Origin of the sequence: Gabonia massiliensis, assembly GCF_001403595.1 — a bacterium.
In the GTDB taxonomy this organism is placed as follows: Bacteria; Bacteroidota; Bacteroidia; order Bacteroidales; family Coprobacteraceae; genus Coprobacter; species Coprobacter secundus.
This window is the reverse complement of sequence record NZ_LN877940.1, coordinates 844,635-860,893: the sequence shown is the minus strand read 5'-3', so window position 1 is coordinate 860,893 and position 16,259 is coordinate 844,635. Positions and strand designations below refer to the sequence as shown.

The following is a 16,259-nucleotide window of genomic DNA, read 5'->3' as shown; positions in this document are numbered from 1 at the left end:
CCTTATTTTTATGAATATTTTTATCTTTGCAAAAAGTCTGTCTAACAAAAAATATAAAAATAGAAATTATGAAAAAATTCCTTTTTCTAATCGCATTGTTTTCGGCCATTCTTTTCATATCATGTAACAACAAAGCGGTAAAAACTTTTACAAATCCTATTCCTGTAAAATTTGGAGACCCCTTTATCCTATATGCTTCTGACGGAAAATTTTATATGTATGGTACCGACGAATCTGGACTCGCAGGATTTAAATGTCATTCCTCGACAGATTTAACACACTGGACAGATGAAGGTGTAGCATATAAAGCTGACACATCTTCCTGGGGTACCGATATGTTTTGGGCTCCTGAGGTATACGAAAAAAATGGAAAATATTATATGTTTTATAGTTCAAACTGGAAAGAAAACCCCAATAATGAAGAAGAAATTTTCCGAATAGGTGTAGCTGCTTCTGACAAACCCACCGGACCTTTTACAGAAATGTATGACCGTCCTATTTTTGACCCGGGTTATCCAATCATCGACGCCAATTTACTTTTTGATAAAAATGGGAAAACATACCTTTACTATTCCCGGTGCTGCTATAAACATCCGGTAGAAAGTGAGATTTCAAAAAAAATGAAGGAAGAAGGAAAATTCCAAGAAATAGAAGAAAGCTGGGTATATGGCGTGGAAATGAAACCAGATTTTAGCGGGATTATAGGGGAGCCGGTATGTCTATTACAACCACCTTATAAAATAGATGACCCTCAAGCCGAATGGGAAAGTCGGTCTGTACTCTCTGGTGAAATCAACCGGAGATGGACCGAAGGTTCTTTTATCTTTGAGTATGACGGTACATACTATATGATGTATTCCGGGAACTATTATAAAGGTGAACATTATGCTGTCGGATACGCAACTTCTAAAAATCCTTTAGGACCATTCGTTAAAGCCGATAATAATCCTGTTTTAGAAAAAAATACACCTAAAGGAGGAATTGTCACAGGTACGGGACATAATATGGTATTATCTTTACCCAACGGACAAATGTATTGCGTTTACCATGGACGAACCAAAGATTCCGGTGATGCTCGTGTTGTATTTATCGACCCAATGGAAATCACACCTGATGGCAAATTAATTGTCCATGGGCCAACGACTACACCACAGCCTACTCCCCAATTAAAATAAACACATACAGCCCAAAAAGGCCGAGATTTTTATTTTTCTCGGCCTTTTCCCATCCTATACCAATACTCACATTTTAGCCTTATCTTATCACTTTAAACGTTTTTACCTGACCATTTATCTTTACAAAAACAATATACAAACCTTTTGCCATGTCTAATGACAGACTTTGCATACCCGACTGAACTTTCCCTTCGAAAACATCTGATAACATCTGGCCTGTCGGTGCATAAATCTTTACAGAGACATTGGTTGCAACATCCGGATTTATATATAATGAATTCCCGACTATATATACATCTCCCATTTTCGCATTCTCTATATCGCTGGTAGAACCTTCTATAACATTCGTATTACTCAACTTAATATCATCAATATATACAATATAGTCTTCCGGGATATTGTCCGTTCTGTCTACCATAATAAAAGCTTTAGCATACTCTCCGGCTTTTGCTCCAGTTAAATCAAAAACGATATTCTGCCATTTTCCGTCAGGAGTATAAGGCACACCCGGAGATTCGAGACTGGCTCCGGCAGGACCACCTTCGACCTTAAAGTTCATTTCACCAGCAGTCGTTTTATAAACCTTTACATGAGCATAACGATATGTATCTACAGCTTTTGTACCCATATTCAAAGCTAATCCGTCGAGTATAATTCCGGCCCAATTATTCGACCCAGCTACCCGCGTAACCTTAGCAACTTTAGCACTATTATTAATTAAATCTCCGGATAAAGGATTATCGACAATTTCCCATGAAGCATTTTCCATGCCTACCCATGCTTTAGTCTCACCTTCAAAATCATCCAAAGTATAATAGGTATAACTATCTGCCGGAACCTCTACATCTGGATTAGGATCCTCTATAAATTTAACATCATCAACATAGCAGATATAATCTCCAACTTTTCCTGCTCCATTGGTCGGTTCTATGGCAAAACCATAAATTTTCCCATCAGGAAACATATTTTCATTTAATAATGAAATGTCATATTTTAATTCGATCCATTCGCCGGCAATTTTATTAACCGGGCTCGTACCATCAGCCTCAGAACCATCGAAGGCAAATTCTTGCCCCTGTTCTCCCGTTAATAAAGTCCATAAAGTTTCATCATCCATAGATGCACCCTCACTAAATATACCATTTTCAATACCGGTTTTAATCGCACTCTCCGAAAGATCCATCCATGAGCCTAACAATTTGAGACGAATTTTCTGTACTTCTGCCGTAGTAGCGACAGGCTGATAAAATTTTATTGAAAAATACTGGTACTTTTTCTTTGTCTGAATTACATCCATCGCATCGATACGCTGCTTCAAGCCACACCAGCGTCCATCCGTCGTATGATATGAAACCACTTTCCGGCTGGTATTGATACCCCCTGCTACCGGATTATCTATTATTTTGACTGTTATCGGATCGATATCGTCACCGAAACCATAAATTTTCTCGGTCGCCTGTTCATAATCAAAACTTGTCTGAGCGTAAAGTCCCCATGTTCCGGCCAATAGTGCCACTGTTAGTAATAAATTTTTCATGCTATCGTGTTTTTATATTTTATGGAATCAAAACTATATTGCATTCTTCTATCTTTAAAATATCTGACTACATTACCGATACTTCATCGAAAAAAAACAATTTTAAGACAACTCTATTTTAGTACTACATTCTTTCTTTATCTTCATTATAGTCTTAGTAATCAATAGAATACGAAGACTATATTTTTAAAATCAGACATCTACCTTATTCAAAATAAGGTGAAACAAAACCTAATTTTCTTAATCCGGCCGACACATCAGGATGAGACATAAATAAATTCCACAATAACTGACTCCTATAATTCTCAATCATGACGATAATAGGACCCTGGTCAATCGCCAAATATGAATCGGCATACCAGTTTTCTCCGGGATTAAATGCGTCTTTAAAACCATATTCTCCCCACAGATTATTCCCCTGAACCTCATAAAAATACCGTAAAGCATCAATGGAATACTCCGGGGTATATGGAACCGACGATAATGCTGCAGTCGGAGTTATCACACCTTTATCATTTGTCGGAGCATGTGCAGAATAACCGTTATTTCCATCGCTAGCCGTAAGCCCCCAACACTGACTGCCATATCCGGAATACCCCTTCGGATTTTCAATACAATATTGCCGGTTAATCAATGTATGTGCTTTCACTTGATTTTCATAATCGGCATATTTATCTTTCAGTCCTCTCGGGTCAAGTCCTAAATATGAATAATGAGAAAAAAACAACGGTCCCCCATACTCACTGCCTAAGGGAAGTTCAATGCCATAATAACTTTTCCCATTGACCATATCTCCGGAACGAGCCCACCCTTGGTGATAAACATCCGCATTTATCGAATACTTCGGTGCAGCCGCCGCCAGTATATAAGTAATCAGACACTCATTATAACCGCGTATCTCATGGTTCATTTCAAAACCATAATTCGGAGACCAATGCCAATATAAGACATTTCTTCCCTGTGTAAACCAAGTCCACTCTGCTTCATTCCAAAGAGTATCAATAATAACCCTAATTCGGGTTTCAACATCATTATTCCGGTTAAAATATTGTCGTGCCGTCAAAAGCCCCTCAAACATGAACGAACTCTCCACAATATCAGCTCCATTATCTTTCGGGCTGAAAGGTATAGTTTTACCGGTCGTCCCGTTTATCCAATGAGCCCACATACCATGATAACGTGTTGCCTTATTTTGAAGAAAATCTACCATCGTCAATAACCGTTCAGCTCCCTGCTCACGAGTAATAAAACATCGTTCTATGCCTACAATCAGGGCCATTACTCCAAAGCCCGAACCTCCGATAGTTACCGTTTCAGGAGTACGGTTGGAACGTTCCCTTGCCAAACCGCTAACCGGATGAGCATAGTCCCAAAAATAACGAAAAGTTTGTTTTTGTGTCAAGTTCAACAATTCCTCATCTGTGAGCACACATTTTCCAAAAACCTGGATAACAGTACTTAGACTTAGAATTATCACTATAAACATTTTACTCATACAATTTTATTTACTAACAGGTTTACCTATCTTTTGAAAGCTAAAACCTACTTAATACTTACTTTCTGAGCAACAACTTTATTTCCTACAATCACCTTACCCAATAATAAACCACTATGTCTCGGGACGAACGACAAAGTATGAAAGCCAGCGTTCAAATAATTATTTCTGTCCTGATATAGCAATTCACCTTGCATATTGTAAAGAAAGAAATTTACATTACAGTCCTGTTTTACTTGTAATTCACAATAGATTTTGTTATCTTTCACAAAAATCCGTATCGGAATATCCTGATTTTCATCTAAACTCGTCATAGTAGCCGGTTCTAATACCAATTTGCGTAATCCAAGAGGATGCCATCCATCGGCAACCGTAGTCAAATTTATATTTTGTAATCCGGCTTGAGAAATGTCGAACGTACCCATTTCAATCAGTTTAAAATTTTCAGGGTTCCATCCTCCTGTACCCACAAAAGAAATCCGGGATTGACTATTATCGTTACTTAGCGTAAAATTACCGGAATCGAATGCAGCAATCTCTCCTTTCACCTTAAAGCTTCCGGTTTTGGTTATTTTAGTATACCACTGTACCAACTCCTGTGTAGAAGGTACTCCTTTCCAACAACCCAGGCTCACTTTTCCATCACTTAAAGTTTCCCGGCAAATTCCGGTTTCATCTTGTAAAATCGCTGTCTCGGCAGTCAATGTCAATGTACCGTCCTCATCTTGTACTACCGGAGCAACATGCATGTCCAACGGTTCATTTACAACAACCTTGATAGTCGAACTATAAGTTGTCGGAGCTTCAGCGGGAACCTGAATCGTTAATCCCTGTTCTTCTACCGTATAATGCAATGATGAACCGTCTTTTAACAACGATATTTCAGCATTAGCGTTATATAACCCAGGAACAAGCAATTTACCGTCGGCAGGCCAGTCGAACACGTGTAAATACAATGTCGTCCGGTCTCCTTCTACTTTAGAAGTAACTCTTCCGAAAGGAACTCCATTTTCTAACGGACAAGCACGTGTACCGTGTATCGCTTCTGCATTAACTTGCATATAATTATGCAACTCACTCAAAATATAAGAGGATTGTTCAGGAAATGTACCATCTGCTTTTGGTCCTACATTCAACAAGAAATTACCTCCTTTACTAACGATGTCGATTAACTTTCGAATAACATCCGCCGGAGTTTTCCATTCGGTATCGTGCTTACTATACCCCCAGTTATCATTCATCGTCATACAGGTTTCCCAATCATGGCCATCGGCATAACCAGTAGCCGGTACTCCAGGAATGCTCTGTTCCGGTGTTTCATGGTCTCCCGGTGTAGAACCATCGAAACGAAGACGGTTATTCAAAATAATGTGATCACCCTGTCCGCTTTCATATATGGCACCTAACATCTTCTGCTCATACTCCAAGCTAAGATCAGAAACTCCCATATCCCACCAAAAAACATCTACCTGTCCGTATTCTGTCAGCAATTCTTTTATTTGAGGTATACATACTTCATTCACATATTTTTCTTGCGATTCGGCATCCCATTTGCCAAAATAAGGAGCCTTATTTATCTGTGGCATCCAACCTAAGCCTCCTTTATTCCCCCAATCTAAAGAATGAGAATAATAAATCCCTATTTTTATCCCACGTTTACGTGCCGCTTCAATCAACGGTCTCATAACATCACGCTGTGCTCCCGAAGACTTCAGAGCATTCCAGTCTGATGCTTTAGAATCCCATAAGGCAAAACCGTCATGATGTTTCGAAATAAATACCAGATATTTCATTCCGGCATCTGCAGCAGCCTGCATCCATGCCTCTGGATCATAATTCTCACAAGTAAAATCGGCAGCTTTCAGCTTGTATTCTTCTACAGGTATATTCTGCCCAAACATAATCCATTCAGAATAATTTCCTTCTCCATTATGTTTATCGGCTCTTTTACCATTGTATTCACCTGCATAGGCAGAATGTACTCCCCAGGTTATCATCATCCCAAAACGGGCATCACGCCACCAAGCCATACGTTCGTTCCGCTGTTCATCCGTTTCTTTTGTCTGAGCATATAATTTTGGTGTTAATTCGGAGGAATCACCCTCTTCATTAACTGCTTTTACTTGGAAATAATAAATAGTATGCGGCTGTAAACCGTTTATTGTATATTTAGTATCAGTGGTTTCATCTACTTTCACACCATTTTTATATATTTCATATCGAGTCGCGTTATACACCGCATTCCATTCCAGATTAATTTTATCTTCATATTTATTCTCCCTATAAATCCATCCTTGTGGATGGCTTGAATCGGTCGTGGGTTCTTTTATCTTATCCATATTGACCAAACCTGTGACCATCGCCAGCTCTCCGGCTTTCAACGTTGTAAATATAACCTCCGCACTGGCATCGGACTGTTCACAATCGGCATTATTCGCTTTTATCGTAATCTTATATTCCGTTGCAGGTGTTAATTCGGTCAATGTCACAAATGGTGTTGTCACCGTTTTCATTTCGACTCCATTATTATAGACGGTATAAGACACTGCCTCCCCGATATTCACCCATTCCAACTTTACAGAAATTGCGGTAAGTTCTGAAAACGTAACATCCTGTGGTATCATTTCGGTAAAAATGGATAGAGGATTGGGGTCATTATTGAACCGAATATCGTCGATATATACTTCAATTCCAGCCGGACGGTCGGACACGAAATCGGGCATTAACGTCATACGTGAATAAGGTCCTACCGCTCCTTCAAAATCAAAAACAAGATCTTCCCATTTATTTAGTTTCTGAGGAGCATTTATACTTGCCATTTCTTTAGCAGCACCTCCGGCAGTAGATTGCTCTATTTTCACCTTCATATACGATTGTTCATCAATACGGTAATATTTCACATGGGCATAACGATATTCCTGGGGTTTTACTAAGGACTGAATTTCTTCTTTCAGATCAAACCAATAACCACCCCAGTTCGGTGTATTAGCGACTGTCCGCTTAAACTTCAACACGTATTCACTGGTATTAATCCCCGATTTAGAAGGATTAGTAACCACTTCATACTGAAAATTTCCCATTTCTCCTCCATTAGAAGAAAAATTCAATTTTCCATTCTCAAAATCATCGATTAGCTGATCTTGTGCCTGTATCGGCAAACTGCAAATCAGAGCCATACTAAATAAGAGATTCTTGATTTTCATTATATTATAAGATTAACGATTAATAATTCATTTTAATTCTACTACTATTACTGAGTTTATTTTATCCGGAGCAGACAATGGAACCTGTAATCGCTGCCCTGCATCACAAGATGTATATAACAGCTCCTCCCGATTCGCATCGGCCAATAAATATGCTTTCTTTATTTCTTTATGGGTAGGCAATAGCAACATTCCGTCCGAAGGCCAATCGAATACATGTAGATAAAGAGTTGTTTTATTATTCGAGGTTACCTTACGCGTACATCGACCATAAGGAAGTCCCTTTTGAAAAGGATTACTTATCGTCCCATAAATAGATTCTCCGTTTACTTCCATCCATTTTCCGACCGTTTTCAATATTTGTATACTTTCTTTCGGGAAACTTCCATCAGGTGCAGGCCCAATATTTATCAGAAAGTTTCCTCCCTTACTTACAATATCTGCCAATTTCCTAATTATTTCCGTGGGAGATTTCCATAAAGTATCATTAGCTTTGTACCCCCAAGTTTCGTTTAACGTCATACAAGTTTCCCAATCTCTTCCGTCAACATAACCTGTCGGCGGTACATCGGGGATATTCTGTTCGGGCGTATTATGATCGCCCCTTTGTTCTGCAGGTTTAATACGATTATCACAATAAATATTATTTACCAAACGGTCGTTCTGAATCAAGCCTTTCTGAACATTATAATGTTGACTAACTGCACTATAGTATTTAGCTGCACGCTCAGGTGTCATTTCAATAGGCATATCCCACCACAATATATCCAGTTTACCAAAATCGGACAATAACTCGTGTATCTGTGGAATTCCAACTTCATCTATATACTCATCAAATGTACGAACATTCATATCAGGATCCCAACGACGACCGGAACCACCATTCGCCCAATCAAGTGCCTGTGAAAAATACAGTCCAAATTTCATATTCTGTTTCTTCGCCGAACAGCTAAGCTGAGCGACCATATCTTTTCCGTATGGAGTCGATTTCACAATATTCCAGTCTGTTGTGCGGGTATCCCAAAGACAAAAACCATCATGATGTTTTGCACCCAAAATCACATATTTCATACCTGCATCCTGGGCCAGTCCAACCCATTCATCGGGGTCAAAAAACGATAATGTCAATTTCTTTGCATTCTCCTGATATTCCTTTAATGGTATATCGTATTTTTCCATAATCCATTCTCCATACATATTATCCGAATGATTACGACTGCAAGGCTGCCATTCGATAGGAGCTCCTATTTTTTTATGATTACGGCCTTTCCCCTCTAAAGCGGCATATACACCCCAGTGAATAAACATTCCAAAACGAGCTTCCCGCCACCACTTCATTCTCTCATTTCTCTGTTCTCCCGTCTCATTTGTCACGATATGAAGAGGTGAAGACAATCCCGATGATTCTTTTTCATTTATGGCTTTTACCTGATATGTATAATAAGAATATGGATTCAATCCTTTTATTTCGAATTCCGAGAGATTTGTCGAGGCATAATAAACCCCGTTCTCATAAATTTCATATGCCTGAGCTTTATACACCGGAGACCAACATAAAGTTACACCATGTCCGGTCACATTTCTATAACTATAATCCGCCGGTATTGCCAAACTACCGATATCTAATGTTTTTACCAGGCATTCGTCACTAAACTCAGACTTCTGGCCTCGATGGTCCACTGCTCTTATACGAAAACGATAATCAGCAAGTGGCTTTAATTTTTCGATCAATATTTCAGAAGAATCAGAACGTAACCACCTTTTTCCATCGGCATACACTTCATAATATTTCACATCAGGAAATTTCTGTACATTGAGACATACTGCCGAAGAATATACTGTACTCATTTTTACCGTCGGTTTTCTTTCAGAAAAAATCATTTCCGGTTCCGGCTCATTACTAAATACAATATCATCGATATATACCGTTATACCCGCTGGACGAGCTCCGCAAAAATCGGGCATAACGGACAGGTTTTCATAATTTCCTTTCCCCGTTTTCAGATCGAACACCATATCTTCCCATACACCAACTTTTTCGGGTTTATTTTCACTCGACTTTTCGATTGTATTCTCATCAAATGTCTGCCTAAAAAGCTTAAATCTCATTTCAGACCGAGCATCTGTCCTAAAATATTTAATATGTACATATCTATACTTTTCAGGTTCAGTCGCATCTTTCCATTCAGGATGAACCGGAATAGAAAAACCAGCCCACTGTTCCTTCCCTTCCGTACGCCGAACCATTCTCAATACTTTCTTACTGGTATTAATACCGGTACGCGATGGATTATCTACAATTTTCATCTCCATATCTCCTATCGGAATCATCTTTCCGACATCGAAAGATGAACTGTTCTTTTCAAAATCAGAAATCAAAGTTTGTCCACATAAGGGTATAAAGGTGGCTAAACCATATATAATTATCATTAATGGTTTTCTCATCATAGTCATTATGTTAACTGAAAATTTCCCCTGTTACTGAATTAAAAATTTCACATTTTAGTTCATCCGAATCTTCAACTTGGCTTCTCCTCCAGAATAAACCATCGTCAAAGTATACACTTCTTCCGTAGTATTTACAAATTGCTCAAAAGACAATGTATTTTCTCCTTGGGCAGCAGATACCTGAATTTCTTTTATCAACCGATTTCCTGAGTCGGTCACCTTAAATGTTACTTCTCCAGCACTTTGGCAATAAAACGGAACGGTATATAATCCAGTATCCGGATGACGGCGTAAATCATGAGCTATGGCTTTATAGGTTCCGTCTACATATTCTTTTGTCGTCATCATTAACGGGAATCCTGTCTTATATTCAGGATAATGCAAGCCGGCTACCGACAAACCGTTCTTTAAATCAGCATCTTTCATAAAAAGATTCCAAAGTAAACCCGACCGATAATTCTCAATCATACATACAATCGGTAACTGATCGATCGCCAGATACTTATCAGTAGACACCCAGTTACGGCTATCGCAATATGCATCGAACGGCCCGTACTTCCCCCAATATTTGTCTTTGTTCGAATACAAATTCCACAGTACCTGCATAGAATAGTGCGGAGTATAAGGCATTGAAGATAATGCTGCAGTAGGCGCAATCGTTCCCACATCGTTTTTGGGTGAACTGGCTGTATAACCATCTGTTGCATACGAGGCAGTAAGTCCCCAGCTTTTCTCAGAATATTTATTCGTTTTGGGAGCTGTTTCAAGACAATACGCTCGGTTTATAAGCGTATGCGTCGTATTACGAATAAAATATCCTTTCGTTACAAATTCATCAGCGATTTTTCGGGGATCTAATCCTATAAATGAATAATGAGTGAAAAATAAAGGTCCGCAATAATCGACAGCAGCTTCGATCGTATAACCATTATGCACTCTTTGCATATATCCACTGGTCGATGTCCAAGCATCGTATACTGCACGAGAAACGGGATGAGTCGGGGACGACACGGCAAGGATATAGGTCATCATACACTCATTAAAACCTGTAATCTGCATATTTTTGTTGAATCCGGTATTCGGACTCCAATGCCAATACAAGACATTCTGCCCTTGAGTAAACCAGTCCCACTCCATCTCTTCCCACATCGTGGTTATATTATTCCGAATAATTTCCTCATCTCCGGTACCGGCAAAATACTGTCGCGCAATTAACAAGCCTTCGAACAGAAAAGCGGTTTCTACAATATCAGCACCATCATCACCTTCGCTAAATTGTACAGTTTTTCCCGTTTCGCCATTCATCCAATGAGGAAATGCTCCATGCAACTTCGTTCTCTCCGATTTATTTTTTAAAAAGTCCGTTATTTTCAACATCCGAGCTACAGCTTCCTGGCGGGTAATCCATCCCCTTTCGCACGCAACGACAATAGATGCGATGCCGAAGCCGCTTCCTCCAATGGTCACCACACCTTCTCCCGGATAACGTTCATATGCCAGCCCAGATACAGGATGCCCATAATCCCACATATATAAGAAACTTTCTTTTTGGACTAAATTTAAGAGTTTACGGTCTTCCTCATATGCTTGATCCGGAGTAAAACCGCCCGGTGGCTCTACCGGATTTCCATCCGGATTATTCCCAGAGTCGACAATCGGTCCATCTTCTCCTCCACAGGAAAACATTCCCATCAATCCTATTCCCAATACTAACAATTTAAAGTATCTCTTCATATTTATGTAATAAATTACTAATTGTCTTTCCTTATTCAACATTTTTCCAAACGGCTATCAATATCCGGGATTTTGCGTCAATATATGATTTGACAAATCTATTTGTTCCTGAGGAATAGGGAACAACTCATGTTTCCCCGGTATCCATTTCGCACCTAACACATCTCCGGCAATCCCCCAACGCACGATATCGAAATAGCGCTCGTGTTCCATCGCCAACTCAATACGACGTTCAAATCTGATTTTATCACGAAGTTCCTCCTGATTCCGAGTTGTAACCTTTGGTAAAATACCAGGATTTCCTCCACGTGCCCGCTTCCTCACCATTTCTAATTTTTCCAAAGCCTCATCTATCATCTCTTCACCACCAATCTCATTTGCAGCTTCGGCATTCATAAGTACTACATCGGCATAACGCATCAACCGAATATTAATCCAGGCACCAAAATACCAATATGAATTAAAATTACGATTGGGCTTAGTCTGTTCGACTAACCAAGGATAAACTTTTTTATTATAATAAGCATTCGGTGCTCCGGAAGGGATTTTTACCCCATCTTCTAATGTTGCACCCCGTTCCATAATCGTCGCTGCTTTCCGAGGATCTCCAGCTTCATACGCGTCATACAACGCTTTGGATGGAGTATTAAATCCCCAGCCATAATCAAGCGGACCTCTGATTCCCTGAACCTGAGCATATTGAGAGCCGATTTCACGACCATAATAGATATTATGTTCACATTGTACTTCAAAAACCGATTCACTACTGTTTTCGCCATCTTCTGTGAATATTTTATCATAAGGTGTTTCCAGATTATATTCACCCGACTCTATAATTTCTTTCGTCAAATTATACGCCTGTTGCCAATTCTTTTGATAAAGATATGTTTTAGCCAAAAAAGCCTTAGCAGCATCCCGAGTAGCTCTCCCCATTGAAGATACAGGCTGTGCCGACTTGGGAGGCAAAATGCCCATCGCATATTCAAAATCTTTTTGTATAAAGGCATAAGTCGCATCTATATCGCTACGTGGAGGAGTTTGCTCTGTCTGCTCCAACTGACGATCGACAATGGACAATCCACCGAAAGAACGAGCCAGATTAAAGTAATAAACCCCTCTCAGAAAACGGGCTTCTGCTTTCAATAATTCGACCGATTCATCACTACCTTGTATACTGTCCAACGTATTTAGCGCCAGATTACAAGCTGTTATGCCCTCGTAATTTCCCTTATACCAACTACTTATAATTCCATTATCAGCATTAAATCGAAAATTGTCAATCTGAGCCTGATCAGGACCATCAGTTGGCGTACTCCCTTTATCAGCATCATCAGAAGCGATACTTGTAATAGCGACAAACGGCATGGCAGCGACACTATACTCTCGCATGTGCCCATACGCTTTAAAAACATTGGCCGAATAAAGTATATCTTCACCGAACCCAAGATCCTCTGATGTTACTTTTCCATAAGGCTTTCTATCCAGAAAATCATCTGAACAAGATGTCCCCGTCATTACGAGAGCTAAAGAGGAAATTGCAATTATTCTATTTAGTTTCATTGTTTTTACGATTTAAGTTTCGATTAGAAAGTAAGATTTAAGCCAAAAGTTATTGTTGCCGGCAGCGGATACAGAGAACCACTGTCTACACCTGATTCCAAAGGTGACCCACCTATCTCGGGAGTCCATCCGTCAAATGCCGTCAATGTCAGTAAATTCTGAGCACTTGCATATATTCTGAGACTATTCAAATATATTTTGTGCATCCATGCCTTCGGAAACGTATAGCCCAACTGCACATTCCTCAATCTGACGTACGACCCATTTTCGACGAAGAAATCAGAAGCTCTCATATTATCGGGACGCATATTCGAAAGAATCGGATATTTATTCGATGTACCTTCTCCATGCCAACGATTTTCCCAACATTCCATAAAATTGAACTGGTTATAGTCATAAGGTGCTTTCTTGGAGTTATAAATTTCATTTCCTGCAACCCCTGTTATATCGACCCCTAAATCAAAACCTTTATATTCAAGCTTAACATTTACACCAAACGAAAAGGGGGCAAAATAAGATCCTAATATAGTACGGTCATTATCATCAATGACTCCGTTTCCATCTACATCTTTCCATTTAAAATCACCCGGCTTAGCATCCGGCTGATATTTTACTCCTTTATCATTTACATAGTTATCTATTTCAGCCTGATTCTGGAAAATTCCATCCGTCTTATAGCCATAAAACGAAGCGATTGTCTCACCCACACGGGTTATACATGGACCACTGAATTTATCGGAGCCTCCACTTCCTAACGACAATACTTTATTTTGTGTGTATGTAAAATTACCACCGATAGTATATCTCAAATTACCAGCTACATCGGAATAATTCAACGAAAGTTCGATACCTCTGTTACGCATACTTCCTGCATTTGTAATCATATAACCTGAACCAATCGATGCGGGGACCGGCACTTGCGTTAAAAAATCGCGTGTTTTACGATTAAAAAACGTAAACTCTCCTGACAACCGTTGATTTAAGAAACTACCTTCCAATCCCACTTCAGTACCTTCCATCTTCTCCCATGTCAAATTTAAGTCAGCCATAGAAGTTAGCGTCGGTATGGTTATAATCGAATTTCCAAATACGGCATATGATCCATTGGGGTCGACAAACCGATAATAATCATATCTCCCGCTGGCCCGGTCATTTCCTAAACGCCCCCAGCTACCTTTCAATTTCAAGAAATCGATTTTACTCGTATTATCCCGTATGAAATCTTCTTCACTGATTACCCATCCTAAACCAACTGAAGGAAATGTACCCCAACGATTTTTTTTCAGAAACTTGGAAGAACCATCTCGTCTTAACGTAGCAGCAATGATATATCGGTCTTTATATGAATAATTGACACGCCCGAAATAAGATAACTGCGATTCTTCCGAGAACGAATCACCGTTCGTCGCCGTCGACTTTATGCCCATACCCAGCATCTGTAATTCTTCAGGTACATAATCCATATTACCAGCGACATTTATAGAATCGCGACCAGCAGAAAAACCTTCAGAAGCAGCATAATTAGAAGTGAAACCCAACATAACATTAAAGCGGTGGTCCCCTATCACATCGTTCCAAGTTAAAGTATGTTCCTGTTGGAAAGTACGGTACTCCGTCTGGTCCCGGTTCATTGCCGTTGCTTCTTGTTTATGCATCGAGTCAAGGAAAAATTTCTCTTTGAATACTTTATTCTGATTCATCCCTAAATCGACATAGGCACTTCCATGATATGTCAACTTTTTGAAAAGAATTATGTCTAAAAACGCATTACCTAAAATTCTATATCCCCAAGATTTATTATTATGACTGCCTATCTCCATCGTAGCCACCGGATTATTAATCTGGCCCTGAACAACACGATCGGGCATCATCCAATTACCGTCATTATCTTTCGGAGCATACGTAGGCATTGCATGTACTGCCTGAGTCAGCAAATCTCCATATCCTTTCAGGCCGGTATCTTTACCCCAATAGCTCAACGCAACGTTTCCTCCTAACTTAGCCCAATTATTAAATTTATAATCGGTATTGAACCGGGCTGTATACCGTTCATAATTATCATATTTTACGACTCCATCCTGTTTAAAATAACTTAAACTAAAAAATGAATGGCTTTTTTCACTTGCAGTAGATGCACTGATCGATTGACTCGTTATCAGAGCTGAACGAGTAACCTGATCGACCCAATTCGTACCAACACCGGGAACTTGGGGATTAAAAGAGTATTTAGACGCATCAATAATAGCATCCGGATCATCATCCAGAATATCCTGCTTCGAGTTTGTCAACAACTCTCTATACCACTCAGTAAACTGATTTCCATCGGCCAATTTCAGTTTATCTCCAGGCATAATCGTCTGAAAACCGGTATAACTATCTACATTAAAAGTTACCTTACCCTCCTGACCTCGTTTGGTGGTAATGATAATAATACCGTTTGCTCCTTTTACTCCGAACATTGCCAAAGAAGAAGCATCCTTCAACACTTCTACTGAAGCAATATCGCTCGTATTTATAAAATCGATATTGTCGGTAAACATACCATCCACAATATAATAGGGATTAGAATTAGCCATAGAGCCAATACCTCGAATTGTGATTTTAGGAGAAGCTCCTGCATTACCCTGAGTTATTACATCCATTCCGGGAACTTTTCCCTGCAATGCAGACAAAGGAGACATAGATGGGTTAGACTTAATTTCATCCCCCTTCACTGACACAATAGAACCGGTAAGGTCACGTTTACGTATCGTACCATATCCGATAACAACCACGTCATCTAATGTTTTTGCATCGGCTGTTAAAACGACATCGATCGTTTGGCGTCCGTTTACTTTTACCTCTTGAGTCTGCATACCGACATAAGAAAAAACTAACGTGGCTCCAGAAGATACCGATATACTATACATACCATCGACATTCGTAACTGTTCCATTATCGGTTCCTTTCTCTAATATATTCGCACCGATAACAACCTGTCCCAAATCTTTGTCAAAGACTTTCCCCGATACGGTAATCTTATTCTGCGCATATGTATAATGTATGGCAACAAATAAACATAATAAGGCTAAAAAGAACTTTTTCATAAATATTAAATTTGTTATTAT

General features: G+C 39.4%; 8 protein-coding genes. 1 reads left to right on the top strand and 7 read right to left on the bottom strand.

All coding sequences use genetic code 11. The features are described from left to right. Positions 1 to 68: 68 nt before the first annotated feature. Positions 69 to 1,175 carry a glycoside hydrolase family 43 protein gene (locus BN2628_RS13400; RefSeq protein ID WP_021931871.1) on the top strand — a complete coding sequence of 369 codons (1,107 nt, stop codon included), beginning with the start codon at positions 69 to 71 and terminating at the stop codon, positions 1,173 to 1,175. A 79-nt stretch (positions 1,176 to 1,254) separates the two neighbouring features. On the opposite strand, the gene BN2628_RS13395 is transcribed toward BN2628_RS13400, so the two are convergent. The 7 genes from BN2628_RS13395 to BN2628_RS13365 all read right to left on the bottom strand — a co-directional run bounded on the left by BN2628_RS13395 (position 1,255) and on the right by BN2628_RS13365 (position 16,238). Continuing rightward, the gene (locus BN2628_RS13395; protein ID WP_055097668.1) at positions 1,255 to 2,712 is read right to left on the bottom strand and encodes a T9SS type A sorting domain-containing protein; all 1,458 of its coding nucleotides are present in this window, start codon (positions 2,710 to 2,712) and stop codon (positions 1,255 to 1,257) included. A gap of 205 nt (positions 2,713 to 2,917) precedes the next feature. After that, positions 2,918 to 4,198 carry a glucoamylase family protein gene (locus BN2628_RS13390; RefSeq protein WP_246469216.1) on the bottom strand — a complete coding sequence of 427 codons (1,281 nt, stop codon included), beginning with the start codon at positions 4,196 to 4,198 and terminating at the stop codon, positions 2,918 to 2,920. Between the two features lie 56 nt (positions 4,199 to 4,254). Next, positions 4,255 to 7,410: an alpha-L-fucosidase gene (locus BN2628_RS13385; protein ID WP_055097664.1), complete on the bottom strand. Its 3,156-nt coding sequence runs from the start codon at positions 7,408 to 7,410 to the stop codon at positions 4,255 to 4,257. Between the two features lie 27 nt (positions 7,411 to 7,437). Continuing rightward, the gene (locus BN2628_RS17055; RefSeq protein WP_257606488.1) at positions 7,438 to 9,858 is read right to left on the bottom strand and encodes an alpha-L-fucosidase; all 2,421 of its coding nucleotides are present in this window, start codon (positions 9,856 to 9,858) and stop codon (positions 7,438 to 7,440) included. Between the two features lie 54 nt (positions 9,859 to 9,912). Then, complete coding sequence (locus BN2628_RS13375) at positions 9,913 to 11,592, bottom strand: glucoamylase family protein (protein ID WP_052431350.1); 1,680 nt, start codon at positions 11,590 to 11,592, stop codon at positions 9,913 to 9,915. Between the two features lie 57 nt (positions 11,593 to 11,649). Next, positions 11,650 to 13,152: a RagB/SusD family nutrient uptake outer membrane protein gene (locus tag BN2628_RS13370; RefSeq protein ID WP_044224404.1), complete on the bottom strand. Its 1,503-nt coding sequence runs from the start codon at positions 13,150 to 13,152 to the stop codon at positions 11,650 to 11,652. A 23-nt stretch (positions 13,153 to 13,175) separates the two neighbouring features. Continuing rightward, positions 13,176 to 16,238, bottom strand: a complete 3,063-nt coding sequence (locus BN2628_RS13365; protein WP_044224407.1) for a SusC/RagA family TonB-linked outer membrane protein — start codon at positions 16,236 to 16,238, stop codon at positions 13,176 to 13,178. Positions 16,239 to 16,259 lie beyond the last annotated feature (21 nt).

Coding starts and splice junctions, on each gene's coding strand:
- BN2628_RS13400 (WP_021931871.1), top strand. CDS start 69: ATGAAAAAATTCCTTTTTCTAATCGCATTGTTTTCGGCCATTCTTTTC.
- BN2628_RS13395 (WP_055097668.1), bottom strand. CDS start 2,712: ATGAAAAATTTATTACTAACAGTGGCACTATTGGCCGGAACATGGGGA.
- BN2628_RS13390 (WP_246469216.1), bottom strand. CDS start 4,198: ATGTTTATAGTGATAATTCTAAGTCTAAGTACTGTTATCCAGGTTTTT.
- BN2628_RS13385 (WP_055097664.1), bottom strand. CDS start 7,410: ATGAAAATCAAGAATCTCTTATTTAGTATGGCTCTGATTTGCAGTTTG.
- BN2628_RS17055 (WP_257606488.1), bottom strand. CDS start 9,858: ATGATGAGAAAACCATTAATGATAATTATATATGGTTTAGCCACCTTT.
- BN2628_RS13375 (WP_052431350.1), bottom strand. CDS start 11,592: ATGAAGAGATACTTTAAATTGTTAGTATTGGGAATAGGATTGATGGGA.
- BN2628_RS13370 (WP_044224404.1), bottom strand. CDS start 13,152: ATGAAACTAAATAGAATAATTGCAATTTCCTCTTTAGCTCTCGTAATG.
- BN2628_RS13365 (WP_044224407.1), bottom strand. CDS start 16,238: ATGAAAAAGTTCTTTTTAGCCTTATTATGTTTATTTGTTGCCATACAT.